Genomic DNA, 24881 nt, shown 5'->3' on the forward strand with positions numbered 1-24881 from the left:
CCAATATTGCGGTGCATCATATTTTCAGAGTATTGAAAATTGGATGCTTTTTCCGGGAACAGACCATGGATCTTCGCCAGCTTCGTTACTTCGTTGCCGTTGTCCGCGAGCGCAATTTCACGCGCGCGGCGGAACAGCTTTGCATCGCTCAACCGCCCCTGAGCCGGCAGATTCAACTGCTCGAACAGGAGATCGGCGTGCCTCTGCTGATTCGCAATACGAGGCCCGTGCGCACGACCGATGCGGGGCGTCTCGTCTACGAGCAGGCCATGCAGATCCTTGGGCGCGTCGAGCAACTGCAAGCGACCGCCAAGCACGTGGGGCTGCATCACCGCACCGTGCTGTCGATCGGCTTCGTCGCCTCCGTCCTCTACTCAGGGCTGCCGCCGTTGATGCGCAAGCTGCGCCAGAACGCGCCGGAACTCGACATCCAGATGGTCGAACTCATGTCGGTGCAGCAGGTCGAGGCCTTGAAGGAAGGCCGCATCGACATCGGCTTCGGACGCGTGCGCCACAGCGACCCCAATGTGGCCGGCATCATCCTGCGCGAAGAGCCGCTGGCCGTGGTGGTGCCGACCGGCAGCGAGATGGCACAGGAGTCGACGCCGATTCCCATCGAGCAACTGGCCGGGCAAAAGCTGATTGTTTATCCCAAGGAGCCCCGCCCCAGTTTCGCCGACCAGGTGCTCAGCATCTTGCACGGCGACGGCGTGCAACCGGGCGAAGTGCTGGAGGTGCGGGAAATCCAGACGGCGCTGGGTCTCGTCGCGGCCGAGTTCGGCATATGCGTGATCCCGGCTTCGGCGCGGCAATTGCGCCAGGACGTGCACTACCGGCTGATAGACAGCGACCACGCGACTTCGCCGATCATCCTGAATCATCGTGTGAACGACAACTCGGTCTACGTCGATCTCGTGAAGCAACTGGTCAAGGAAATGTATGCCGAGCCACAAACGTGGCTGCCGGCGAAGAAAAAGAACGCGTGAACTGGGTGCGCCGTTATTTGCGCCGTTATTGCGCCGCGAGCCGCTCCGCGGAAAAACGCAGGCCGTCGAACAGACGCGCGGCTACCCGCTCGGGAAAGCCTTCAGGCAACGCGGCCGCGACTTCTTCGATTGCGCCGGGCGTACGCGCCAGCACACGCTCGATCAGCGGCCCTGCGTCCGGCCCGTAGTGGCACAGGCGCGCGGTAGCGTCGAAATGCGTACGCTTCACGTCGCGCATGCGATAGTGGCGCGCCTTGCCCCACACCGCCATCGCGAGCGACGCCTTGTGCCACGACCATTGATTGCCGCCGTCGCCCTCCACGGGCCAGATCGACATGACGTCATAGAGCGGCGCGAGCTGAAAGCGCCCTGCCGGCAACAGGCGGATGCTGAAATTCTTCGCGTGTCCGTCTGGTGCCGCGAGCATCCAGAAGACGATTTGCGCCGTGAGAAACGTGTCGAGGTCCTCCCGCGCCTGCTGCGACTGGCGCAAGAGACCCGCAATCTCGCGCACGCCGGGACCGCCATGCGCTTCGTACTTGCGATGCGGCGGCACGCCGAGCGCCTGGCAGAAGTCCTCCTGCGGCAGGCGCAGCAAGCCGCCCGTGCGCGAACGCGTACGATCGAAGCGCTCGACACACAGCACCTTCTGCGCACCGAACCTGAGGATCTGCGCCTGCGAAGCGGGCAAAGCGTAGGCCCTCAGCAGTGCCAGGCAAAGCCATTCGTTTTCGACCGAGGTATTGAAGTCCACCTTGCGATGGCCGATCAGCCCCAGCGGCAGCTTGAAAATGTGGGTAGTGGGCGTGGCGCCGCGCGGCAGCAGCCACTTGCCGCGGTGGCGCAAGAGCGCGGTCTTCTCCTGCGCGCCCGCCAGCGAAATGCGCAGATCGTCGGCCTCCAGCGCGCCACCGGGCAGCGCACCAGCCGTTTCGAGCAGCAGGCGTTCAATGACGGCATCGCTTAACGCCGTGCCTTCGATGCGGTCGACGCGGCCCGGCATTTCGTCCTCGCCCAGCAGTTGCACCGCGCCCACGCAATCGCGCCCGATGGCCTTGAGCAGGTCGAAGGCGTCGAGCGTATCCGTGCGAAAACGCGCGGCGATGCGGCGGCGGATAGGCTCGCTGTCGGGCAGGAGATTGTCGAAGTAGTACTGCACGCGCTCGCCGCGCAATGGCACATCGCCAATGCCGAATGGCAGCGAGAGCGAAAGCGGGCGGCCCAGGGCCGAGCGCTTCCAGGCATCGTCGTAGCGCAGTTCGGTGTCGCCGGAGGGCGTCATGACCCACGTGCCCACACGCTCGCCGTTGGCCCAGACCGATAGCGCGCGCGAATGCGATTTGCGGCCCATCGTCACCACTCCGGCGTGCCGGCTGCCGCGTCGCGCGACTGCACGCAGAGTTCCAGCCCGTAGAGCGCGAAAAGCGCGAGCATCTGCTCGAGCGAGAGGCTGGCGGCACCCGTGGTTTCGAGCGCGGAGAGGCGCGGCTGGCCGATGCCGAGATTCGCCGCGGCCTGCGCCTGGGTCATGCCGCGCGCCTTGCGCGCCGATTGCAGAATTTCGCCAAGCCCGCCGGGTGTCTGGACGATGATGTTCATGGCATATTCCTGTGAGGCATAAACCGATTATATGCCTGTGGGGAATATTTCGCCAATATCACTCACACGAATAAAACCGAATTATCGCTCACACGAATAATTGGCCGGTGAGCCTCCGGTATGCGAACCGGTCGCCGCGCACGGCGGCCCTCACGCGCGCGGCGTCCTGCGCCCGCTAGCGCGCGCGCACGTCGAACGCGCCGCCCGTCAAGGCCTGATCGCGTAACGTCACCGGTTGCTTGCCCGGCAGCAGCGGGAACACCAGTTCGGCAAAGCGGATCGACTCCTCGAGGTGCGGATAGCCGGAGAGCACGAAGCTGTCCGCGCCGGCGTCCACGTATTCCTTAAGGCGCGCCGCCACGGTTTGCGGGTCGCCCACCAGCGCCGTACCCGCGCCGCCGCGCACGAGGCCCACGCCGGCCCACAGGTTCGGGCTGATCTCGAGCTTGTCGCGGCTGCCGCCGTGCAGCTCGGCCATGCGGCGCTGCCCCACCGAATCCATGCGCGCGTAGTTTTCCTGGGCGCGGCGGATATCGTCGTCGTCGAGCTTGCTGATGAGGCGCTCAGCGGCGGCCCACGCCTCGTCGTTGGTCTCGCGCACGATCACGTGCAGGCGCACGCCCAGCTTGAGCGTGCGCCCGTGGCGCGCCGCCCGCGCACGGATATCGGCGAACTTCTGCGCCACGGCCTCGGGCGGTTCGCCCCACGTGAGATAGGCATCCACATGCTTTGCCGCCAGTTCGTGCGCCGCCGGCGACGAGCCGCCGAAATACAGCGGCGGATGCGGCGTCTGGACCGGCGCGTGAAAGTTCTGCGCGCCCTGCACGCGCAAATGCTTGCCCTCGAAGTTCACCGTCTCGCCGCGCAGCAGGTCGCGCCAGATCGTGAGGAATTCGTCGGCGGCTTCGTAGCGCTCGTCGTGCCCGAGGAACACGCCGTCTGCCGCGAGTTCGGTGGCGTCGCCGCCCGGCACGACGTTGAGCAGCAAACGGCCGTTCAGCGCCTGATCGAGCGTGGCCGCCTGGCGCGCCGAAGCGGTGGGACCGCCAAGCGACGTGCGCAGCGCGACGAGCAGCTTGATGCGCTGCGTGACGGGCGCAAGGCTCGCTGCTGTCACCCATGGGTCGAGGCAACTGCTGCCGGTGGGAATAAGGAGGCCGTCGTAGCCGAGTTCTTCGGCGGTAACGGCAATCTGGCGCATATAGGCGTTGGTCGGCGCGCGGCCGAAATCGGATTTGCCGAGGTAGCGGGTGTCGCCGGAAGTCGGCAAGAACCAGAAAATATCGAGGCTCATCAGTGATCCTGCTGCGGGTAAATAAAGGCGCGGCTGGTGACTTGAAGCGCGCAGGCTGGCGGCGCAATCGCGTGACTATCGCCGCCCGTGCGTCGAATTCAGTCGCGCCCTCATTGAAACAGCCTGCAGCGCTTTCCCCTACCAGTTAATCTGCAATTGCATATCATGTATTCGGCTAAACGCCGGCCTCTTCAACCCTTCCCCCCGTTCCACACCTTGCGCGAGGAACACAGTCATGGACACACGGACCGTCAAGATTCCCGGCCCCGATCATCCGATCACGGTCGAACCGGCGCCCACGCGCGTGGTGGTGAAAGCAGGCGGGCGCGTAGTGGCCGACACGCGCCGCGCGCTCACGCTGCGCGAGGCGAGCTATCCGGCGGTGTTTTACATACCGCGAGAGGACGCCGACCTGTCGCTGCTCTCGCGCACGGAACATAAAAGCTGGTGCCCATACAAGGGCGAGGCTTCGTACTACTCGATCACGCCAGGCGGCGCGCGAGCCGTGAACGCGATATGGACCTATGAAACGCCGCATGAAGCGGTGTCAGCGATCAAGGATCACCTTGCGTTCTACCCGGATCGCGTCGATTCGATCGAAACGTCCGATTAAGCGCGCCGACCTTGCGATGCGAAACACATTGGCGCGCGCAGCGATCCGCTCAAGTTTTCGCCCGCACCGGCCGTTATGCATGTTGGCATACTGGACAACGAATCGGACACAACCGACGCCGCAGCGACGTAACATCTGCAGCGCTGATGCCCACCCGGGCCCCAAGGTGTGCCAGGATTCGGTTATTCGTGCGGCGCAGCCCGCCGCGCCCTGCTCCCTTACATCCAACCGACATGCAACAAGGCACCCCGGCCACCGCGGCCAGCTTTGCCAACATGGGCGTCGATCTGCTCGACTTCTTCGACGTGACGCCCACCTCCTTGTGGCTCGAAGACTATAGCCAGTTGCGTGCGCTCTTCGATCGCTGGCGCGCGCAAGGCGTGACCAACCTGCGCAGTTTCCTCGAAGACGATCCGCGCCGCGTGGCCGAATGCTCGGCCTGCATCCGCGTGCTCAAGGTCAACCGCCATACGCTCGATCTTTACGGTGCGCGCGATTATGAAGAACTCGCCGCGCACCTGGCGCAGGTGCTGCGCGACGACATGTTCCAGGCGCACGTCGGCGAACTCGAGCAGATGTGGGAGGGCCACAGCACGTTCGAGAGCAAGAGCGTGAACTACACGCTGCGCGGCCGGCGCATGGACATCCTGTTGCGCGGCGTGATCCTGCCGGGCCACGAAGCCGACTGGAGTCGCGTGCTCGTGGCCATCGAAGACGTCTCGGCGCTCGAAGAAGCGCGTCATCGCGCGGCCGCGAGCGAGCAATACGCGCTCGGCATTTTCGAGCACGCGCCGGTTTCGCTGTGGGTCGAAAACTTCTCCGCCATTCGCGAACTGCTCAATGAAGTTCGCGAACAGGGCATCATCGACTTTCGCACCTTCACCGACGTCCACCCCGAATTCGTCGAGCGCTGCATGAGCGAGATCGAGGTGCTCGATGTGAATCACTACACGCTGGGCATGTTTCGCGCACCGGACAAAGCCACGCTGCTCGCGCGCCTGCCCGAGGTGTTCCGCGACGAAATGCGCCCGCATTTCCGCGAGCAATTGCTCGATCTATGGGAAGGCCGGCTTTTCCAGCAGCGCGAGGTGGTGAACTATGCGCTCGACGGCAGTGAAGTCAACGTGCACTTGCAGTTTTCGGTGTTTCCGGGTCACGAGGCGCAATGGGACCTCGTGCTGCTCGCGCTCACCGACATCACGGCGCGCAAGAAAGCCGAGGCCTACCTCGAATTCCTCGGCAAGCACGACGTGCTCACGAAGCTCAAGAACCGCTCGTTCTATGTGGACGAACTCAATCGTTTGCATCGCAAGGGGCCGTTCCCGGTGAGCGCGATCGTCGTCGACATGGACAACCTGAAGACGGTGAACGACCAGCTTGGCCACGCGGCCGGCGACGCGTTGCTGCGCCGCGCGGGCGAAGTGCTCGCGAAAGCGATTCAGAAGCCGTATCAGGCCGCGCGCATCGGCGGCGACGAATTTGCCGTGCTGATGCCCGGCGCCGACGCACGCGATGCGGAAACCGTGGCGGACAGCATCACTAAACTCGTGGAGTTGAACAACCAGTTTTACGGCGGACCGAAACTGAGCTTTTCAATGGGTTTTGCGAGCTGCGAGGAAGGCGAAAGCGTGGAAGCGATGCTGCGTGAAGCCGATACGGCGATGTACGAGGCCAAGCGCCGCCGCAACGAAATGAGCCGCACGTCGATGGAAGCCGACGCAGCGCGCGATGCGTGAGCTTCGACACACGAGGCGTGAGAAACGCTTCGGACACCGTAGGAGAATCGGGGAAGAAAAAGCGGCCGGCATGTGAGCATGCCGGCTTGCCGAAGGCTTTGCGCCCTCGTCTCACACACTCGGGCGAGCGGCGTGACGCCACGTGCCCAAGCGCGTGCCACCGCCCTGGCGTGATACTGCGCCGCGCACCAGCCAATGAGCCAGCGGAGCCAGCAGCGCGCGTATCCGCCATGACGGCGGACCTGGCATCACGACGCGTTGACAGCGTCCTTGAATGCCTTGCCGGCGGTGAACTTCACCGTCTTGGCAGCGGCAATCTGGATCTCCGCGCCCGTGGCCGGGTTGCGGCCCACGCGGGCGGCACGCTGGCCAGTCGAGAACGAGCCGAAGCCGACGAGTTGCACGGAGTCACCCGAGGTGACCGCACGCGTGACGACGTCGAGAATCGCGTCGATGGCGGCGCCCGTGGCTGCCTTGGTCTCGCCCGTGCTAGCGGCGACTGCGTCAATGAGTTCCTGTTTGTTCATCTGCTACCTGTGTTGAGTTGAGAAAACCTGCATACCCTACCTCACGCGGGCAAAACAGGCAAATCGCGTTGCATATGGAAACGCCTCGATCGCCCGCCCGGCACGTGTTTTGCGGTTGCCGCGCATGAGGGCGAAAGCCGAATCAATAGCACAACGCGGAGTCACTGTGTAGACAAAATTACGTTAAAAATTGGCAAAACTGCACAAAAACGACATTACGGCGGTTTTAAGCGGGTTTATACAGGAACGATTCGTGCAGATGGCCGCTGGCGGATAACGAAAATCAGCGATATTTCCGATTTGGACCAGGCCAGAAAAAATGCCTCGCCGGAGCAACCGCCGGTCATACTTCCCCTGCGGGAACGCCGCCAGCAAGGTTCCAGGCGCCCGGCCGAATCGCGTCCTGTCTTTCAATTGCGCAACGTAAGGCAGCATAAACGCCTTTCGCCCAGCGTGTCGTCAACGCGTAACTTTACGGCATAATCAATCGATATATTGCTCAGTCATACTGATTATCTATCGAGTCGCCGCTCAGGTGAAAACCCATAGCACGCGCGCGGGCGCATCGGCGAGATTGGCATAACGGAAACGGCAGCGCGACGGCAGCTGGAAGCTGTCGTTGGCCCGCAGCGTCACGGGCTCTTCGTTATCCTCCAGCCAGATCGTCAGCTCGCCTTCGAGCACGAAGCCGCCTTGCTCGTCGCTGTCGTCCACGGGGCGCTCGCCGCTTGTCGCGCCGGGGTCGAGCCGGCTCTCCAGCATCGAGAACCCCGACGACATGCTGGGCGACACGAGCACGTCCGTAATGCCGCCGCCATAGTAGAGCGTGCGCCGCTCGCCTGGCCTCGTGACCCACGGCAACTCGCGCGGCATGCTCACGTTGTAGAAGTACGTAGTAGGCGTTTGCAGCGCCTCGCCGATAGCGGTGAGATCCGCCACCGTGGGCCGCGAGAGACCGCGTTCGACCTGCGAAAGAAAGCCCACCGAACGGCCGATTTTTCGTGCGAGATCGGTGAGCGTCACCTTCTTGTGTTTGCGCAGATCGCGAATGAGGATCGCGAGGCCTTCTATTTCGTCCTGCCGGTCCATGCGTTTCTCTCTGTCACACGACGTCGCGCAGGCGGTACCACAACTTGCCGAGCGCTTCGAGCGGCGCGGCGAAGCGCTCGCCGCCCGGAAAACGCGGATTATGAATGCGCTCATAGAGCGAAAGCAAGCGCGGCTCGCCGAGGATGGCGTCGGCAACGGCGCGCGCCGCCGCGAGCGTCGGCAGGATGCCGTGCCCGGAAAAGCCCTGCAGCCAGTAGCGATTGCGTGCGTGACCAACGTCGGGCGTGCGGCGAATGCTGATGTCGATATGACCGCCCCACGCATAGTCGAACTCGACGCCGCGCAACTGCGGGAACGCCCGCTCGAGGCTCGGGCGGATCGCCGCGCCAATGTCCTTCGGGATGCCGCCAAGGTAGGTGCACGCACCGCCAAAAAGCAGGCGATGGTCCGGGCTCAGCCGAAAGTAGTCCGGCACGAACTGATTGTCGATCACGCAACTGTTGCGCGGCAGCAGCAAGCGAGCAAGCTCAGGATCGAGCCTGCGCGTGGCGACCTGCCAGGTGCCCACGGGCAGCACGCGCCCCGCGAGATCGCTATCGAGCCGGTCGATGTAGGCGTTGCAGGCGAGCACCAGGGTGCCGGCGCGCACCGTGCCTTCCCGTGTGGCCGCCACATAACCGCTCGGCGTTTCGCGATACGCGAGCACACGGCTTTGCTCGAAGATGGCGCCGCCCGCGCGCTCGATGGCGTCCGCGAGGCCAAGCGCAAGCTTGAGCGGATCGAGATGCCCCGCCTCGGGATCGTAGAGCGCCGCGCGATAACGGCGGCTGCCGATCCACTCCGGCATCTCCGCTTCGGGTATGAACCGCAGGCGCTCGTAACCCCACTTTTGCGCAGCCTCGTCGCGCGCGGCTTCCAGCATCGCGACACGCGAGCGCCGGACCGCCGCCCACAGGCTGCCTGGCCGGTAGTCGATGTCAAAGCCGTGCCGCGCGGGCAACTCGCGCACTTCGGCGGCGGCCCAGCGCATGCTGTCCCACAACTCGCGCGCGCCCGCCAAGCCCAGCGCCTGTTCGAACGGAGGCATGTCGCACGACCAGCCGAGCAGCGCCTGACCGCCGTTGCGCCCCGAGGCGGCCCACGCCACACGGCTCGCCTCGACGAGCGCCACGCGCCGCCCGGCTAGCGCCAGCCGCAACGCCGTGTGCAGCCCGCTGAAACCCGCGCCGATGATCAGGACGTCCGCACTGTAGTCGCCCGCCAGCGCGGGGCGCTCGGGCAGCGCGCCGCTTTCGGCGTAGTGACGCGCGTAATAGCTTTCGATATGACGGGTCGATTCGGCGAACATGGAGCGCGTACGTGAAAATTATCATGCTTAATTTCATGAAAAATTATCACGACAATTTCATGTACGCAACCTGGGTGTAGTGCGCACTGCGGTAGTCGCGCGGGTCAGGAGAAAGTCCGGCGAACTTCGACTGCGCTCCTTTCCGCACGATCGACCGGTGCGCGAGCACCCTATAACGCCAGGCGAAAACCCGCGCCGTACACGGACTGGATCACGTCCTCGCCAGGCGCAACCGCCTCGAACTTGCGGCGGATCTTCTTGACGTGGCTGTCGATCGTCCGATCCTCTACGATGCGGCCGTCCGGATAAAGCCGGTCCATCAGCACGTCGCGCGAAAACACCCGGCCTGGCCGCCCCGCGAGCGTCTTGAGCAGCCGGAATTCGATCGGCGTGAATTCGATGGCCACGCCGCGAAACGTCGCCTGAAAACGTTCTTCGTCGAGCGTGAGCGGCGCGCTCTCGGGAAAGCGCTCGAAGCGCGCGCGGCGCAGGATCGCCTTCACGCGCGCGACCAGTTCGAGCAAGCTGAAGGGCTTGCAGATATAGTCGTCCGCGCCGAGTTCGAGGCCGATCAAACGATCGACCTCTTCGACCTGCGCCGTCACCATGATGATCGGCACGTCACTATAGGTCCGCAAATCACGGCAGATATCGCGCCCGTCGCGGCCGGGCAGCATCAGGTCCAGCACGATCAGACCCGGCATCTGCCGCGCCACTTCGTTCGCCACCTCGCGCCCGTCGCTCACGCAACGCGTCGTGAAGCCGGCCGCCTGCAAAAAATCCGCCATCACACTCGCGAGCTTCGGCTCATCTTCGACGATGAGAATGTCGATTGGCGTTTCGTTACTCATGATCAAGTCGGTTCCTGATGCTGTCCTTCAGGCGCGGCAATTCGATGGCAATGCGCAAACCGCCCAGCGGCGCGTGCGCGGCTTCGATACGGCCGTTGTGCGCCTCGACGATGCCGCGGCAGATCGGCAGGCCGAGACCCGCGCCGCCGGTCGCGCGGCTACGCGACGCCTCGACGCGATAGAAACGCTCGAAGAGCGACGGCAGCGTCGCGTCGGGTACGCCCGCGCCGCTGTCGTCGAAATCGATACGCACCGTGTGTGCATCTTCGCGGGCTGTCACATAGACGAAGGCGCCCGCATCGACATAGCGCACCGCGTTTTCGAGAATATTGGTGAAGACCTGCTGCAGCCGCCGCTCGTCGCCGCGCACCCACAACGGCGCATCCGGCAGATCGGTGCGCAGGACGAGACCCGCATCGTCGAGCCGCCGTGCGCTACGGCGCAACACCGATCTGAGCGTTTCGCACACGTCGATCCGCTCGTGGTGATAGCGCAGCGCGCCGACATCGGCGAGCGAAAGATCGTAGAGGTCGTCCACGAGGCGGCTCAGGCGCTTGACCTCTCCGCCGAGTGATCGCACGGCCTCCACGCTTACGGGCCGCACGCCCACTTCGATCGCTTCGATCTCGCCGCTCATCACCGCGAGCGGCGTACGCAGTTCGTGCGAGATATCGGCGACCAGCGCGGAGCGCATGCGCTCGGTGCTTTCCAGCGTTTGCGCAAGATGATTGAAATCGTGCTCGAGCTGGCCGATGTCGCCACTGGAGACCGTCGGTACGCGCGCGCTCAGATCGCCGCCCGCCAGCGTGTGCGTCGCGTTCGCGATGCGGCGCAGCGGCGACGCGAGTGCGCGCGCCATCCACAAGGTCGTGAGCACCGCCAGCAGCGTCGCCACAATCGTGATGATCCAGCTCGACTCGCGCTGCGTCTTCTGGAAGCGCAGGTCGCCCGCTTCCGTGGCGCGCTCGAACGGCACCATCAGCAGCCAGCCAACGGTCTTGCCATTGACGACGATGGGACGGCGCGGCGAAGCCGCCGCGAAGGCCGGATTGCCGAACACATACGCGCCGTTCGCATCGAGCAGGGTAAAACGCGTGTTGGTGCCGATCAGCGACGACACCGGAAGGCGCGGCAGTGGCGCGCGACTCGAAACCGGATACGATGCCGGCGCATACGGCCGCATGATCTCGTGCCAGAGGCTGCGATTCTGCAGCAGAAAATCCCAGCTGCCGTGGTCGCGATACGCCGTGGCCAGCGGTCCGACACTCGACTCGAGCCGCTTGATTTCCTGCTGTTCGAGATAACCGAGGAAGCCGCGCTCGAAGCTCAGCCGCGCGCCCACCGTCATCGCGCCGATCACGAGCACGTTGACGACGAGCATGGCGGCAAACAGCTTGCCGGTGAGGCTCGCCCGGCGAATCGCGCGCATCACGCGTGTCAGTGCTTGCGGCATGACATCGACTCCTGGCACATGACCTTGCTACCCCACCGTTCTTTCTGGAAACGTCCGGACATCATACCTACCTCGGCAGACGCCACTCAGTGCGTCTTCATGCTCCTTAGTGCTGGCCCGCAGCGGCCGTCGCGTCACCGGAATCCGCGGGATCGAGACCACCGCCCAACGCCGCGTAAAGCGTGATGAGACTGGTTTGCGCCGAAAGCTGCGTGGCAACCAGCGATTGCTGCGCAGAATACAGCAAGCGCTGTTGCGTCAGCGCGTCGATCAGGCTGTCGCCGCCCTGCTGGTATAGCGCCATCGTCAGGTCGTAGGCGTGCTGATCGGCCTTCACTGTGCGCGTCTGGGCGTCGAGTTGTTCGTCGATGGTCGCGCGCGTGGCCAGCGCATTCGCCACTTCCTCGAAGGCAGTTTGAATCGTCTTCTCGTAGGTCGCGATATCGATTTTCACGGTCACCTTGGCGGCGTCGAGCGTGGCGCGATTCTCGCCGGCATTGAAGATCGGAATGACCGCCGAAGGCTCGAACGACCAGCTGCGATTGCCGCCCGTGAAAAGCTGCGCCAGCGCGGGACTTTCGAAACCCAGCGCGGCAGTCAGGCTGATGGTCGGGAAAAAGTTCGCGCGCGCGGCGCCAATGTCGGCGTTATCGGCCTTCAACGTGTGTTCGGCGGCCAGCACGTCGGGGCGACGTTGCAGCACGGACGATGGAATGCCCGCGGGAATGGTCGTGATGCTGGAGACCGGATCGACCTGCGCATCCGGCAGATCGGCGTCCGGCACGCGTGCGCCGACGACGAGTTCGAGCGCGTTGCGCGCCTGCGCCGCCGTAGTCTGCGCCTGCGCGACTGAGTTGCGCGCGGCTTGCAGACTCGCCTGCGCCTGCTCGACATCGAGCGCGCTCGCCGCACCGAGTGCATGCTCGCGATCCACGAGATCGAACGTGCGCTGCTGGCTCGTCAGGGTTTCCTGTGCGATCACCAGCAGGCGTTTGTCCGAGGCGAGCGTCAGCCAGTCGCTCGCCACATCCGAAACCAGGCTGATCTGCGTGCTGCGGCGTGTTTCGATCGACGAGAGGTAAGTCTCCATCGCAGCCTGGCTCAGATTGCGCACGCGTCCGAACAGATCGAGTTCGTACGAGGTGAAGCCCAGATTCGCGCTGTAGATGTGCGAGGTCTTGCCCGTCGCGCCGCTCGTCGTGGCCGACTCGCCGGATTGCGCCCGGCTCACGGAGGTGGGCGTGCGGCCAGCGTCCTCGGAGCCGCCTAGGTCGATTTCCGGAAACAGCGCAGCCCGCTCGATCCGGTACTCCGCGCGCTCCTTTTCGATGTCGAGAATCGCGATACGCAGGTCGCGGTTGTTCGTCAGCGCGAGCGCGATCGTGCGTTGCAGGCGCGGATCGACGAAGAACGTACGCCAGCCGATATCGGCGGCGGGCGTACCGGACGCTGCCGCAGACGCGGCATCCGGCCACGCCGCCGCGACCGGCGCGGCGGGCCGCTGATACGAGGGCGACAGGTCGATACACGCGCTCAGCGCCGCGGCGGCCGCGCCTGCCAGCATCCAGTGGACTGCGCGCTTCATGCCTCACCTCCGTTCACCGACAACGCGTATGCCTCGCCGTCTTCGGTTTCCTGCGCGGCGTGCTCGGGGACGCCCGCCTGAGCTTGCGCGCCCGTCGAACCCGAATCGCCTTCGGGCGCACCGGCCCCGCCGCGACTACCCGGACCACCGCGGCCGCCTGGCGAGCCGCCCTTGCCGCTCAGCTTGCGCACCATGAAATACGACAGCGGCGTGAAGAAAATGGCGAGTACCGTGCCAACCAGTGTCCCGCCGAACACACCCGTGCCGATCGACTGGCGCGCGGCCGCGCCCGCACCGGTCGCCACGACCAGCGGCGCGACACCAAGCAGAAATGCCAGCGAGGTCATGATGATCGGCCGAATCCGCAATGCGACCGCCTGCTCGACCGCCTTGAGCGTGCTGGCGCCCTGCTTTTCGAGCATCGTGGCGAATTCAACGATCAGAATCGCGTTCTTCGACGACAGGCCCACCGTCACGAGCAGCCCCACCTGGAAGTAAACATCGTTGGACAGACCGCGCAGCGTCGTGCCGAGCGCCGCGCCAAACACCCCGAGCGGCACGATCAGCAGCACGGCCAGCGGCACCGACCAGCTTTCATAGAGCGCTGCGAGACACAGGAACACGAACAGCACGGAAACCGCGTAAAGATACGGCGCCTGGCCGCCCGACAACTGCTCCTGATACGACAGCCCCGTCCACGCGTACGAGATACCCTTGGGCAGTTTGGCCACGAGATCCGCCATGGTTTTCATTGCCTGACCGGAACTCACGCCGGGCGCCGGATCGCCGACGATCTCGAACGACGATTCGGCGTTGTAGCGGTCGAGTTCGGGCGGCCCGAAGGTCCAGTGCGAAGTCGCGAACGCGGAGAACGGCACCATCGTGCCCGACGCATTGCGCACGTACCATTGTTCCAGCGACTCCGGCGTCATGCGAAACGGCGCGTCGCCCTGCACATAGACCTTCTTGATGCGCTGGTTATCGAGGAATTCGTCGACATATTCGCCACCCAGCGCGTCTTCGATCGTCGTGTTGACGTCGCTGAGCGTGAGTCCCATTGCGCTCGCCTTGTGGTCGTCGATGTCGAGCGACAGTTGCGGCGTGTCGGCCAGACCGTTGAAGCGCACCTGGCGCACAACGCCGCTTTGATTCGCCATCCTGATGAGCTTGTCGCGCGCGGCGGCCAGCGCCGTGTGACCAAGACCGCCTTCATCGACGAGCTGCATATCGAAGCCCGAACTGATACCCAGCCCGCGCACCGTCGGCGGTTGCAGCACGAACACCTTGGCGTCGCGAATCTGCTGTGACAGATCGCGCGAAGCCTTGGAGACGAAGCCCTGCGCCGTGTCGTTGACCGCTGTGCGCTGGCTCCAGTCCTTGAGCTTCACCCACATCATGCCGACGTTCTGGCCGTTACTGCCGACCGCGTAACCGGCGACGTTGAACACTTCGGACACGGCCGGCTGTTTGAGCAGATAGTCTTCGACTTTCGCCATCGTCGCTTCAGTGCGCTCGCGCGTTGCGCCAACGGGCGCGGTCACCGTCACCATCAGCACGCCTTGATCCTCGGTCGGCAGAAACGACGTCGGCAACCGCACGAACAGCAGCCCCGCGCCCACAACGAGCAACGCGTAGACGATAATCGCGGGCTTGCGATGGTGGAGCATCTTGTCGACGGCGCGGCGGTACTTGCCGGTCGAGGCGTCGAAGCCGCGATTGAAGCCGCTGAAGAACCGGCCCTTGGGCTTCTCGTGCCCGTCTTTCAAAATCGTTGCGCACAGCGCGGGCGTGAACGTCAACGCCACCACCACGGAAAGCGCCATCGCCGAAACCACGGACACCGAAAACTGACGATAAATGATGCCGGTCGAGCCGCCGAAGAACGCCATCGGCAACAGCACGGCGGACAGCACCATCGCAATGGCGACCAGCGCGCTGCTGATTTCCGTCATCGACTTCTTCGTCGCGTCGCGCGGCGAGAGGTGCTCTTCGGTCATGAGGCGCTCGACGTTCTCGACCACGACGATCGCGTCGTCCACCAGCAGACCGATTGCGAGCACCACGCCGAACATCGTCAGCATGTTGATCGAATAACCCAGCACGTCCAGGATGCCGAAGGTGCCGAGCAGCACGACCGGCACCGCAATGGCCGGAATCAGCGTGGTGCGCAGGTTCTGGAGGAACAGGAACATGATCGCGACCACGAGCACGATGGCCTCGGCGAGCGTCTTCACCACTTCCTCGATCGAGGTCTTGATGAACGGCACCATCTCGTAAGGATATTCGACCTTCAGGCCCGCCGGAAAGCTTGCCGCGCGCTTGTTCAGGAAGGCGTGCACTTCCTTGTCGACCTGCACTTCGTTCGCACCCGGCGCGAGTTGCAGACCCAGACCCGAAGCAGGCTTGTTGTTGAAGTTGGTTTCCACCGTGTAGGCCTGCGGGCCGAGCGAGACGCGCGCGACGTCGCCAAGCAGCACCTGCGAGCCATTGGTCTCGGTCTTGAGCACGATGTCCCGGAACTGCTGTGCGGTCGTCAGGCGGCTGCGCGCCGTGATCGTCGCGTCGAGTTCCTGGCCCTTGACCGCCGGCGTATTGCCGACCTCGCCCGCCGCCACGTCGGTGTTCTGCGCGTCGATCGCGGTGACGACGTCGGAGGGCATCAGCGCGTACTTTTGCAGCTTGTTCGGATCGAGCCAGATCCGCATCGCGTATTCGTAACCGAACTGCTGCGCCTGGCCGACGCCCGGCAGGCGCTCGATCTGCTCTTCGAGGTTGCTGTACAGGTAGTCGGCAATGGCCGCCTTGCTCATCTTGCCGTCCTCGGACACGAGGTTGAAGACGAGGAAGGTATCGGGCGACGCCTTGCGCACGGTCACGCCGCTTTCCTGCACCTCTTCCGGCAGCAGCGCATTGGCCGACTGGAGCTGGTCCTGCACCTGCACCTGCGCGGTGTCCGGATTCGTGCCCGCCGAGAACGTCAGCTTGATCGAGATATTGCCCTCGGAATTCGCTGACGAGGACATGTACATCAGATTGTCGAGCCCGACCATCTGCTGTTCGATGACCTGCACGACCGCATCCTGATTGGTCTGCGCAGACGCGCCGTTATAGGTCGCGGTGATCTGGATGGTCGGCGGGGCGATGTCCGGATACTGGTCGAGCGGCAATTGCGTGATCGCAAACGCGCCGGCCAACGACACCAGAATCGCGAGCACCCACGCAAAAACCGGCCGATCGATAAAGAAATGAGCGATACGCATGCTTTCGCTCCTCAGTTCGCCACGGGCGTGGACGCAGCGTCGGCCGCGGCTTCCTGGCTGGATTCGGATGCCTCAACCGCCTTCACCGTATCGCCGACGCTCACGAACTGCGACCCGGCGACGACGATGCGCTCGCCCGCCGCGAGGCCGCCCGTCACGACCCACTCGTTGTTGTTCGCCGTGCCCGCGAGCATCAGCGTACGCTGCTCGATCCTGTTCTCGCCGTCGACGATCAGCGCCGTCGCGTTGCCGCGCTGATCGTGGGCCACCGCCTGTTGCGGCACGAGGATTGCGTTTTCGTTGATGCCCTGATCGATGACGGCGTGCAGATACTCGCCCGGCAACAGCAGCTTTTCCGGATTCGGCACGATCACGCGCAACGTCACGGTGCCCGTGGTTTCATCGACGCCCACGCCCGCGAATTGCAGCGTGCCTTCGTGTGCGTAGGCGGTGCCGTCCTCCAGCGTGATCCGGACTTTGGCGTTGCCGTTCGCGTCGGTCTTGTAGGTGCCGCTCGCGAGCTTTTTGCGCAGCGCGAGCACGTCCGTACTAGATTCGGTGACGTCGAGATACATCGGGTCGTAGGCGTAGATCGTCGCGAGCGCCGTGGTCTGGTCCGCCGTCACCAGTGCGCCGGGCGTATAGGTCGACGCGCTGATCGTGCCCGTCACGGGCGCCGTCACGCGCGTGTAGTTGAGATTGATGCGCGCGCTTTCCAGCGCGGCCTTGTCCTCGTCGATCGTCGCCTCGTCCTGCTTGAGCGTCGCTTCCGCGTCTTCGAGCGTTTCCTTGCTGATCGCGTCGATGGCGGCCAGAGAGCGGTCGCGCTCGGCGATCGGCCGGGCCGACAGCAATGCCGCCTGCGCTTTTTCGAGGTTGGCCTTGTCGGCGTCGTAGGTCGCCTGATACGGCGCGGGATCGATCTGATAGAGCACCTGGCCTTCGTGCACCACGCTGCCTTCGGTGAACAGACGCTTCTGGATCACGCCGGTCACTTGAGGCGTGACCGGCGAGGTCAGGAACGACGTCGCACGCCCCGGCAGCGACGCCGACTGCGCAAAAGGCACGGTTTTGACCGTTTCCACGGACACCGTCTGAACTTTTTTCTGAGCGCTCTTTTGCTCGTGCGAACACGCCGCCAACGCACAAGCCAGAAACAGAACGCTGGTCCAACGAGGCACGGAAAGCAGGATTTGCATAGGAAAGGCCTTAATACCGAGAGCGCGGTCCACGCCCGATTGCGGCATTATGCAAATCAAATTCGCAAGAAATTAGGAACGGCGGAGAACGGGTCCGATCGCTACATCGAGGCATGCCGGCTATCGTCAGAAGCCGGCTTCGTAGCGGCTGACCTCCATGCCAGTGCCCACAGGCAGCAGCACGCTGCGCATGCCGGGCTTCGCGCGAACTGCCTGCCCGTAGGCGCGCACGTCCTCGGACCCGGGGCGCAGCATGTTGTCCGCGACGACGATCGCGCCGGGATTGAGCTTCGGATAGAACGCTTCGAGGCAAGGCACGTAGAGATCCTTCCACAGGTCCACGAACACGAAGTCGACCTTACCCGCAAGCTCGCCAATCAACTGCACGGCGTCGCCGATCCGGAAGTCGATCCAGTCCGCGAGGCCCGCTCTCGCCGCCATGTCCTGGGCGTAGTGCGACTTGTAGTCGTGCAGCTCCATCGTGATGAGCCGGCCACCGCTGGCGCGCGCTGCTTCGGCCAGCCAGATGCCGGAATAACCGAACGAGGTGCCGAGTTCGAGGATGACGGGTTCAGCAAGACTCTTCGCGAGAGTGTTGAGCAGTTGCCCGGCTTCCGGCGAAACGGCCCGCATGCGCTGGTCGTGACCACCGTCGCGCCCGCCAGGCGCTTCGGCTCTCGGCTGGCTGCGCTCTTGCTGCATACGGGCGTGGTACAGCGCCAGAACTTCTGTGACTCGAACATCCATCGAATTCTCCTTGCGGTCGAGTGATGGCGACTACGACACGCGGATCACCGGTTTGCCGGAGAAATTCCGGTTCCTCAGCGTATCGAGCAGTTGGGCCAGCTCGTCGAACGTGTGCACGACGCGCCCCTGTGGCTGCATGCGTCCCTCGGACACTTCACCCAGCATCCGTTCGCCCGCGCGCCGTAACTGCAACCATGCACCGTCGTCGCCATGCACGTGCAGCGCACCCAATGCCACTTCGTGCATCGACAACGTCAAACCGAATGGCTCGCACGGCCATTGCGGCACGCGGTCCTGGATGCAGACCAGATGACCGTTGGCCCGCAGCGCGGCCGCCATACGCGTGGCGTGATCGCCGCTGACCGTGTCGAGGACTGCGAAATAACGCCGGCCACCCGTCCATGCTTCACCATCGGGTAGCGGCCCGTCGACGCAATCTTTCGCCCCGAGCGCAAGCAGACGGTCCCGATGCCGCGCATTGGCCATGGCGGTCACGGCAAAGCCACGCGCGGCGGCGAGTTGAATCAGGTACTGTCCGACCGCGCCGCCTGCACCGCTCACGAGCAGCGGCTGCCCGGGCTTCACCGGCACCTTGTCGATCGCGAGCCAGGCGGTCAGCGCCGGACAGGGAAAGCCCGCTGCCGTTTCGAAGTCGAGCGCATGGGGGAGACACAGTAGCGCTCGCGCGTCCACGAGCGTGTGCTCCGCAAAGCTGCCGTCGCGATGCAGACTCGTGTGATAGGCCACGCGTTGGCCGAGCCGCTCGGCGCTGACGCCCTCGCCGAGCGCCACCACTTCGCCCGAGCCATCGACGCCCGGCACGTGGCCTGCCCGCCAGTTCACGAGCGCGCCGCCCAGCACTTTCCAGTCCACCGGATTCAGCCCGATCGCCGCATTACGCACGAGCACCTGGCCCGCCGCAGGCACCGGCACAGGAACCCGTTCCAGTTTCAGGCTCAGCGGCTCCGGACTGGTGTGCCAGGTCCACGCGCGGTGCTCCGCGCGTTCAATCGCGCCATGCATGCCCGGCGCTGTCATTGCTGGTAGGCGCCGGCCGAGTAGGTCAACTCGTAGCTATGGCTGTAGATTTCCAGGATGTTGCCGAACGGGTCTTCCATGTAGACCATCCGGTAGGGCTTCTCGCCCGGGAAATATTCGCGCACCGGCATGCGCTGCTTGCCGCCGGCGGCGACGATCTTTGCGGCCAGCCCCTCCACATCCGGGTCCTGAACGCAGAAGTGAAAGACGCCCGTCTTCCAGTACTCAAAGTTGTTCTCAGGCTTCTGCGCGTTGCGGAACTCGAAGATTTCCACGCCGATACGGTCCCCCGTCGAAAGGTGCGCAATGCGGAACGAACCCCAGCCCGCACCGAACACGTCGGTGCACATCACGCCGATCGCACTGTCGTCCTCCGTGATCGTGGTCGGCGGCATGATCAGATACCACCCCATGACATCGGTATAGAAGCGGACGGCGGCGTCGAGGTCGGTCACGGAAAGACCAATGTGGGAAAAACTGCGCGGATAGGGTCGAGACATGATCAAAGCTCCTGAAACGTCGATTCAACAAGCGTAGCCCCTGCCCGCCAAAATCTGCTCTAATGCATTCTTATCGATTGGATAAGAATTCGTTATGCTCAACCCCCAATGGCTGCGCTCGTTCGCTTGCGTGGCGGAACTGGGCGGCTTCACGCGCGCCGCCAACCAGCTGGGACTGACGCAGGCAGCCGTCAGCCAGCACGTGCAGCACCTCGAGGCACAATTGGGGCCGCTGCTGATCCGGCGCGGTCGCCAGTTCGAACTGATGCCGGCCGGGGCCGCGCTGCTCGACTACTGTAACGAGGTCGAGGCGTCACATAAGCGTCTGCAGGCGCGGCTGTCCGACGCCACGGTCGACAGCGGTGAAGTCAGCCTCATCACGCCGGGCAGCGTGGGACTGGCGCTTTATCCGTTGCTGCTCGATTTGCAACGGGCCCATCCGGGCCTCGTGATCCGCCATCGTTTCGCACCCGATCCCGAAACGCGCGAAGCGGTGCTCGACAAGCGATACGAACTCGGCCTGGTGACGCTCCGGCCCGACGACGCACGCCTTGCCGCCGAACCCTTCGCCGAGGAGCCGCTCGAACTCGTGGTTCCCGCCGGTGAGGACGTGAAAGGCTGGGCGGATCTCGAGCGGCTGGGCTTTATCGATCATCCGGACGGACAAGCCATGGCCACCAGACTCCTGGCCCGCCACTTTCCCGCCAATCCGGGTGTGCTGAGCCTGCCGCAGCATGGGTTCAGCAACCAGATCTCGTTGATCCTCGAACCTGTCGCGCGCGGACTGGGATTTACGGTGATTCCCCGGCACGCGCGTGAAGCGTTCGCACAGGCAGGCGCCATTCGCGTGATCGAATGTGGCGCGCCAGTCGTCGATACCTTGTGGCTGATCCATCGTGCCGAGTGGCCGCTCTCGTCACGCGCGATCTGGGTGCTGAACGAAATTCGTAGAATGCCGACGTTTCGCGCCGGGTCGTCATAACTCACTCTGCGAAGAGAACTAGCATTCCTCGCTAAAACATTGTCTCGCCGTAGCCTGGGCGCGGAGCGCGACGTTCGCTACAACGTCTCACGCTGCGCAAGCGGCTTGAAAAGCTGGCTCCACGCAATGCTGACGAGAATCGTCGCACATCCACCGAACACCACCGCGCCAACCACCCCAAGCGCCGTTGCCGCAACGCCCGATTCGAATTCACCAAGCTGGTTGCTCGCGCCGATAAAGAGGCCATTCACGGCAGCGACGCGCCCGCGCATGCGATCCGGTGTTTCGAGTTGTACGAGTGTCTGCCGCACGACGACGCTGACCGTGTCGGCGCCGCCTGCAATGGCAAGCAGCAGCAGTGAAACCGGAAACACACGCGACAGTCCGAACGCGACGATGCACACACCATATAAGGCCACCGCCGCTAGCAGCTTCTTGCCCACGCCGTCGCCAATCGAATGGCGAGACAGGTAGAGCCCAACACCCAATGCGCCAACCGCGGGCGCGGCGCGCAGCAGGCCTAGGCCCTGTGGGCCGACTTGCAGGATCTCTCTCGCGTAGATCGGCAGCAGCGCCGTCGCGCCGCCGAACAGCACCGCGAAAAGATCGAGCGACACGCCGCCGAGCAACAACGGATTACGCCATACGAAGTGCAGGCCCGCGAGTATCGTTTCCGCGGTGACGGGCTCGCGCGGCGGCGGCACGTACTCGTAGTGCACGAACGCACACATGGCCGCGCTCACGCAAAAGAGCGCCGCACACGTTCCGTACACGGCATTCACGCCAACCGCGAACAGCAGTCCGCCCAGCGCCGGCCCCGCAATCACCGAAACCTGCTGGCCCACTGTGCTCAACGCCGTCGCCTTGGCAAGCAGCGACGACGGCACGAGCATGGGCAGCAGCGCCTGCTGCCCCGACATCTGGAATGGCCGTATCGCCCCGAGCAGCAGCGAAAGCCCCAGCAGCACATCGCGCGACACGGTGTGCATTGCTGTCGAAACAGCGAGCAGCGTCGCCACCGCCGCCTGAGCGCCAAGACACAGCGCAACGAGCCGCCCGCGATGCATGCGGTCCGCACAATGTCCGGCGACAAAAGTCGTGGCGAACGCGGGCACGAACTGGAATAGCCCAACGAGACCGAGATCCCATGCGCTGCCCGTCAGGTCATACATATGCCAGCTCACTGCGAGCATCAGCATCTGCTGCGCGGCGATGGAGCTGACACGAGCCGCCCAGAAGCGCGTGAACGACGCGTGGCGCAACAGTGCGTTCATACCTCGTCGACGACCATATTGCGCAGTATGCCGATGCGCGAGATTTCGACTTCCACGACGTCGCCTGCTCTCATCCACAGCGGCGGACTGCGAAATGCGCCCACGCCGCCCGTGGTGCCGGTGATGATCACGTCGCCCGGCGAAAGCTCGCAAAACGTCGAGCAGTATTCGATGAGCTGCGGCACGGGGAAAATGAGATCGTCGATCGTGGCCTGCTGCACGATCTCGCCATTGAGCCGAGTAGTGAGCGCGAGTTTCGACGGATCGCCTGCTTCGTCCGCGGTGACGAGCCAGGGCCCGAACGCACCGGTCTGCGGGAAGTTCTTGCCGGGCGTGAATTGCGACGTGTGGCGCTGCCAGTCGCGCACGCTGCCGTCGTTGTAGCACGCGTAGCCGGCGACGACGCCGAACGCATCGGCGGCACGCACATGACGCGCGGGCTTGCCTATCACCACGGCAAGCTCGCCTTCGAAGTCCAGGCGCTCCGACGCGCGCGGCCGCGTGATCGGCCCTTCGTGCGCCGTTTGCGATTGCGCGAACCGCGTAAAGAGCATTGGCTTGTCCGGCACCTCGCGTCCCGTTTCCTTCACATGCGAGAGGTAATTGATGCCGACACACAGAATCTTCGAGGGGTCAGGAATCACCGGCAGTGGTTCGACATCGCGCCACGCGAGCGTGCGGCCCGCGCGCGCAGCGTGCCTGGCGACGGCCTCCAGCGAATCGCGCTCGAGCGCTTCCTTGAGTGTAGCGCCGCATTCCGCCGCGAAGGGCGCAGCGTCGACGATCCCATCATCGGTTACGACGCCGTACGTGGCGCGCCCGGCGTGGCGAAAACTGGTCAGTTTCATCGCGAATCCAATCTTTCGAGTAGTCAGGTTTGTACACATGACCGTGGTGCTCGATTCGTGCACCCGGTTCGTTGCGGACTCAACGTTGCGGTATGCCCGCCTGCTGAATCACTTGCTGCCATTTCGCTGTGTCGCTCTGCACGAGTCGCGTCATCTGCTCCGGCGTGTCCGCGCGCGCGTCCGCGCCGAGCATCAGCATCTTCTGCTTGACTGTGGGATCGTTGAGCGCGGTCGCCGTTGCGGCGGCAAGGCGGCTCACCACCGTGTCGCTCGTTTTCGCTGGCACGCTCAGGCCGCTCCAGGATGTCGCGTCGAAGCCGGGAAAGCCGCTTTCGGCGAGCGTCGGCACTTGCGGCAAGCCCGCGAATCGCACGGGCGACGTCACCGCAAGGGCGCGCAGCGCACCGGACGACACCTGGCCGAGCGCCGACGGTATCACCTCGACCACGGCCTGCACCGAACCGCCACGCAGCGCCGACAGCACTTCGCTGGTCGTTTCGAACGGCACGATCTGTACGTCGATCCCCGCCTTCATGTTCAGCAACGACGCCGCAAGATTCTGCGTGCTGCCGGTCGATACGGTTGCGATGTTCAGCTTGCCGGGATGCGCCTTCGCGTCGTCGATGAATTCCGCCATCGACCTGTACTTCGCATGGCTGTCCACCAAAACCGCCAGGTCGAAAAACGCCACCGACGACACGTGTCTGAAGTCGCTCAGCTTGTACGGCAGATTGCGAAAGAGCACCGATGAAATATCCGCGCCATTGCCGCTTAAAAACACCGTATAACCGTCGGGTCGCGCGTGCGCCACCATCGTCGCCGAGTTGACGAAGCCCGCGCCGGGCCGGTTCAGCACGATCACAGGATGACTGACGACCTGTGCAAGCTTCTGCGCGAACACGCGCGTCGTCAGGTCCCCCGCACCACCCGCCGCGAACGGCACGACGATCGTGATCGTGCGCGACGGATAGTCGCTATCGGCATCGGCCGCAATCGCCTGCTGCCCAAACGCGAAGCACAGCGCGAAGCACAGCGCGAAAACGGCGAGCGAAGCCAGCGCACGCCGTCTTCGTTTGACTGGAACGGATCTCACTGGCTCACGCTCCCAAAACACGCGTCGTATCGTCGAACAGTTCGTCAACGGTCAAACGCCGGTCGATCAGTTTCTGATCCACGCAGTAGTCGATTGCCACCTCGATGTTGCGTCGGTTCGCCTCGAGCCCGAACGCGGGTTCGGCCTTGCCGCCCTTCGCCGCGGCCGCGCGGCGGCTTTCCTCCAGCAGACGGAACACCTCGCGCACGGCATCGGGATGCGTATCGACCAGCGACTGCTTCGCCACGATCATGTGGTTGATCTGGATAGCGTTGTTGCGCGCCTGCCAGGCGTGTGCTTGCGCGGCGGGATCGGGGAACAGCGTCTTGATGCGCGGATCGGCCTTGGCGCCGTCGCCGACGATCGCCGCGTCGATCTCGCCGTCGAGCAGCATTTGAATCAGGTCCTTGCCCTCGGCGGCGCGGCTGACATTCGGCGGATCGACGAACTCCTTCACGTGCGGCTCTTCGAACGTAGTCCACTGCACGCTCGCCAGATCGAGGCCGAAGTCGTTCTGCAAAATGCCGCGCACCCACGTGGCGGTTGTCACCGAATACGAGCGCAGGCCGATGCGCTTGCCATTGAGCTCATGGGGGGAAAGCTCGCCGCGCGCGGCGTTGTAGACGATGTACGGATGCTGGAAGCGGCCGATCATGACGGCCGGCAGCAGCACGAGCGGCTTGCCGCGCGCTTTCGCCATCAGGAACGTGACGATTGCGAGCTCGGCCACGTCGAATTCCATGTCGCGCACGACACGCTTGAAGCCGTTGTTCGCGCGCGCCACCTTCGCGAAGTCCAACGTGACGAGTTCCGACTTGACCGCGCCTGTGATCAGCGCCTCGGTGCCCGGATACGTGCCGAGCAGCATGTGCAGGGGAATCGGTTGCCTGGCGTTCAC

The 24881-nt window shown here is 64.3% G+C and carries 22 protein-coding genes; 4 read left to right on the forward strand and 18 right to left on the reverse strand.

Annotated features, from left to right (window positions below; genetic code table 11):
• The first annotated feature begins 65 nt into the window (after positions 1–65).
• Positions 66–986, forward strand: coding sequence for a LysR family transcriptional regulator (locus U5A58_RS26965; RefSeq protein WP_321916236.1), 921 nt, complete (start codon positions 66–68; stop codon positions 984–986).
• A gap of 25 nt (positions 987–1011) precedes the next feature.
• Here the strand turns inward: U5A58_RS26965 and U5A58_RS26970 are convergent, their stop codons facing one another.
• The 3 genes from U5A58_RS26970 to ssuD all read right to left on the reverse strand — a co-directional run bounded on the left by U5A58_RS26970 (position 1012) and on the right by ssuD (position 3879).
• Complete coding sequence (locus U5A58_RS26970; protein ID WP_321963669.1) at positions 1012–2337, reverse strand: type II toxin-antitoxin system HipA family toxin; 1326 nt, start codon at positions 2335–2337, stop codon at positions 1012–1014.
• Between the two features lie 2 nt (positions 2338–2339).
• Positions 2340–2585, reverse strand: coding sequence for a helix-turn-helix transcriptional regulator (locus tag U5A58_RS26975; RefSeq protein ID WP_321916234.1), 246 nt, complete (start codon positions 2583–2585; stop codon positions 2340–2342).
• 175 nt (positions 2586–2760) lie between these two features.
• On the reverse strand, positions 2761–3879 hold the full coding sequence (ssuD, locus tag U5A58_RS26980; protein WP_321963670.1) for an FMNH2-dependent alkanesulfonate monooxygenase: 1119 nt from the start codon (positions 3877–3879) through the stop codon (positions 2761–2763).
• Positions 3880–4114: 235 nt separating this feature from the next.
• Here ssuD and U5A58_RS26985 point away from each other — a divergent pair, with 235 nt between their 5' ends.
• Entirely contained in the window at positions 4115–4492 is a 378-nt protein-coding gene (locus U5A58_RS26985; protein WP_321963671.1) for a DUF427 domain-containing protein, read from the forward strand.
• A gap of 233 nt (positions 4493–4725) precedes the next feature.
• On the forward strand, positions 4726–6228 hold the full coding sequence (locus U5A58_RS26990) for a GGDEF domain-containing protein (RefSeq protein WP_321963672.1): 1503 nt from the start codon (positions 4726–4728) through the stop codon (positions 6226–6228).
• A gap of 248 nt (positions 6229–6476) precedes the next feature.
• Here U5A58_RS26990 and U5A58_RS26995 read toward each other — a convergent pair whose 3' ends face one another.
• The 11 genes from U5A58_RS26995 to U5A58_RS27045 all read right to left on the reverse strand — a co-directional run bounded on the left by U5A58_RS26995 (position 6477) and on the right by U5A58_RS27045 (position 19786).
• Positions 6477–6755, reverse strand: a complete 279-nt coding sequence (locus tag U5A58_RS26995; protein WP_028207645.1) for an HU family DNA-binding protein — start codon at positions 6753–6755, stop codon at positions 6477–6479.
• Between the two features lie 531 nt (positions 6756–7286).
• Positions 7287–7844: an XRE family transcriptional regulator gene (locus U5A58_RS27000; protein ID WP_321963673.1), complete on the reverse strand. Its 558-nt coding sequence runs from the start codon at positions 7842–7844 to the stop codon at positions 7287–7289.
• A 13-nt stretch (positions 7845–7857) separates the two neighbouring features.
• Positions 7858–9153 carry an FAD-binding oxidoreductase gene (locus U5A58_RS27005; RefSeq protein WP_321963674.1) on the reverse strand — a complete coding sequence of 432 codons (1296 nt, stop codon included), beginning with the start codon at positions 9151–9153 and terminating at the stop codon, positions 7858–7860.
• Between the two features lie 170 nt (positions 9154–9323).
• The gene (locus U5A58_RS27010) at positions 9324–10004 is read right to left on the reverse strand and encodes a response regulator (protein WP_321963675.1); all 681 of its coding nucleotides are present in this window, start codon (positions 10002–10004) and stop codon (positions 9324–9326) included.
• Positions 9997–11457, reverse strand: coding sequence for an ATP-binding protein (locus tag U5A58_RS27015; protein ID WP_321916227.1), 1461 nt, complete (start codon positions 11455–11457; stop codon positions 9997–9999). Before U5A58_RS27015 ends, U5A58_RS27010 begins: the two co-directional genes overlap by 8 nt.
• A 106-nt stretch (positions 11458–11563) precedes the next feature.
• On the reverse strand, positions 11564–13042 hold the full coding sequence (locus U5A58_RS27020; protein WP_321963676.1) for an efflux transporter outer membrane subunit: 1479 nt from the start codon (positions 13040–13042) through the stop codon (positions 11564–11566).
• Positions 13039–16296: an efflux RND transporter permease subunit gene (locus U5A58_RS27025; protein WP_415774300.1), complete on the reverse strand. Its 3258-nt coding sequence runs from the start codon at positions 16294–16296 to the stop codon at positions 13039–13041. The genes U5A58_RS27020 and U5A58_RS27025 overlap by 4 nt, the downstream gene beginning before the upstream one ends.
• Positions 16297–16313: 17 nt before the next feature.
• Positions 16314–17387 carry an efflux RND transporter periplasmic adaptor subunit gene (locus U5A58_RS27030; protein ID WP_321963678.1) on the reverse strand — a complete coding sequence of 358 codons (1074 nt, stop codon included), beginning with the start codon at positions 17385–17387 and terminating at the stop codon, positions 16314–16316.
• Between the two features lie 240 nt (positions 17388–17627).
• A complete protein-coding gene (locus U5A58_RS27035) occupies positions 17628–18248 on the reverse strand; it encodes an O-methyltransferase (RefSeq protein ID WP_321963679.1) in 621 nt (206 codons plus the stop codon).
• A gap of 30 nt (positions 18249–18278) precedes the next feature.
• Positions 18279–19286, reverse strand: a complete 1008-nt coding sequence (locus U5A58_RS27040) for a zinc-binding dehydrogenase (RefSeq protein WP_321963680.1) — start codon at positions 19284–19286, stop codon at positions 18279–18281.
• A complete protein-coding gene (locus U5A58_RS27045) occupies positions 19283–19786 on the reverse strand; it encodes a lactoylglutathione lyase family protein (protein WP_321916221.1) in 504 nt (167 codons plus the stop codon). The genes U5A58_RS27040 and U5A58_RS27045 overlap by 4 nt, the downstream gene beginning before the upstream one ends.
• A gap of 94 nt (positions 19787–19880) precedes the next feature.
• Between U5A58_RS27045 and U5A58_RS27050 the strand changes: the two genes are divergently transcribed.
• On the forward strand, positions 19881–20768 hold the full coding sequence (locus tag U5A58_RS27050) for a LysR family transcriptional regulator (protein WP_321963681.1): 888 nt from the start codon (positions 19881–19883) through the stop codon (positions 20766–20768).
• 77 nt (positions 20769–20845) lie between these two features.
• On the opposite strand, the gene U5A58_RS27055 is transcribed toward U5A58_RS27050, so the two are convergent.
• The 4 genes from U5A58_RS27055 to U5A58_RS27070 all read right to left on the reverse strand — a co-directional run bounded on the left by U5A58_RS27055 (position 20846) and on the right by U5A58_RS27070 (position 24881).
• Positions 20846–22042, reverse strand: a complete 1197-nt coding sequence (locus U5A58_RS27055) for an MFS transporter (RefSeq protein ID WP_321963682.1) — start codon at positions 22040–22042, stop codon at positions 20846–20848.
• Positions 22039–22890: a fumarylacetoacetate hydrolase family protein gene (locus U5A58_RS27060; RefSeq protein ID WP_321963683.1), complete on the reverse strand. Its 852-nt coding sequence runs from the start codon at positions 22888–22890 to the stop codon at positions 22039–22041. The genes U5A58_RS27055 and U5A58_RS27060 overlap by 4 nt, the downstream gene beginning before the upstream one ends.
• 79 nt (positions 22891–22969) lie before the next feature.
• The gene (locus tag U5A58_RS27065) at positions 22970–23983 is read right to left on the reverse strand and encodes a Bug family tripartite tricarboxylate transporter substrate binding protein (protein ID WP_321963684.1); all 1014 of its coding nucleotides are present in this window, start codon (positions 23981–23983) and stop codon (positions 22970–22972) included.
• A 4-nt stretch (positions 23984–23987) separates the two neighbouring features.
• Positions 23988–24881, reverse strand: coding sequence for a phosphate ABC transporter substrate-binding protein (locus U5A58_RS27070; protein ID WP_321963685.1), 894 nt, complete (start codon positions 24879–24881; stop codon positions 23988–23990).

Origin of the sequence: Paraburkholderia sp. J7 (genome assembly GCF_905220155.1) — a bacterium.
GTDB lineage: Bacteria > Pseudomonadota > Gammaproteobacteria > Burkholderiales > Burkholderiaceae > Paraburkholderia.

Excerpts from the sequence above, each read along its gene's own strand:
- U5A58_RS26965 (WP_321916236.1), top strand. The coding sequence starts at position 66 with ATGGATCTTCGCCAGCTTCGTTACTTCGTTGCCGTTGTCCGCGAGCGC.
- U5A58_RS26970 (WP_321963669.1), bottom strand. The coding sequence starts at position 2,337 with ATGGGCCGCAAATCGCATTCGCGCGCGCTATCGGTCTGGGCCAACGGC.
- U5A58_RS26975 (WP_321916234.1), bottom strand. The coding sequence starts at position 2,585 with ATGAACATCATCGTCCAGACACCCGGCGGGCTTGGCGAAATTCTGCAA.
- ssuD (WP_321963670.1), bottom strand. The coding sequence starts at position 3,879 with ATGAGCCTCGATATTTTCTGGTTCTTGCCGACTTCCGGCGACACCCGC.
- U5A58_RS26985 (WP_321963671.1), top strand. The coding sequence starts at position 4,115 with ATGGACACACGGACCGTCAAGATTCCCGGCCCCGATCATCCGATCACG.
- U5A58_RS26990 (WP_321963672.1), top strand. The coding sequence starts at position 4,726 with ATGCAACAAGGCACCCCGGCCACCGCGGCCAGCTTTGCCAACATGGGC.
- U5A58_RS26995 (WP_028207645.1), bottom strand. The coding sequence starts at position 6,755 with ATGAACAAACAGGAACTCATTGACGCAGTCGCCGCTAGCACGGGCGAG.
- U5A58_RS27000 (WP_321963673.1), bottom strand. The coding sequence starts at position 7,844 with ATGGACCGGCAGGACGAAATAGAAGGCCTCGCGATCCTCATTCGCGAT.
- U5A58_RS27005 (WP_321963674.1), bottom strand. The coding sequence starts at position 9,153 with ATGTTCGCCGAATCGACCCGTCATATCGAAAGCTATTACGCGCGTCAC.
- U5A58_RS27010 (WP_321963675.1), bottom strand. The coding sequence starts at position 10,004 with ATGAGTAACGAAACGCCAATCGACATTCTCATCGTCGAAGATGAGCCG.
- U5A58_RS27015 (WP_321916227.1), bottom strand. The coding sequence starts at position 11,457 with ATGCCGCAAGCACTGACACGCGTGATGCGCGCGATTCGCCGGGCGAGC.
- U5A58_RS27020 (WP_321963676.1), bottom strand. The coding sequence starts at position 13,042 with ATGAAGCGCGCAGTCCACTGGATGCTGGCAGGCGCGGCCGCCGCGGCG.
- U5A58_RS27035 (WP_321963679.1), bottom strand. The coding sequence starts at position 18,248 with ATGGATGTTCGAGTCACAGAAGTTCTGGCGCTGTACCACGCCCGTATG.
- U5A58_RS27040 (WP_321963680.1), bottom strand. The coding sequence starts at position 19,286 with ATGACAGCGCCGGGCATGCATGGCGCGATTGAACGCGCGGAGCACCGC.
- U5A58_RS27045 (WP_321916221.1), bottom strand. The coding sequence starts at position 19,786 with ATGTCTCGACCCTATCCGCGCAGTTTTTCCCACATTGGTCTTTCCGTG.
- U5A58_RS27050 (WP_321963681.1), top strand. The coding sequence starts at position 19,881 with ATGCTCAACCCCCAATGGCTGCGCTCGTTCGCTTGCGTGGCGGAACTG.
- U5A58_RS27055 (WP_321963682.1), bottom strand. The coding sequence starts at position 22,042 with ATGAACGCACTGTTGCGCCACGCGTCGTTCACGCGCTTCTGGGCGGCT.
- U5A58_RS27060 (WP_321963683.1), bottom strand. The coding sequence starts at position 22,890 with ATGAAACTGACCAGTTTTCGCCACGCCGGGCGCGCCACGTACGGCGTC.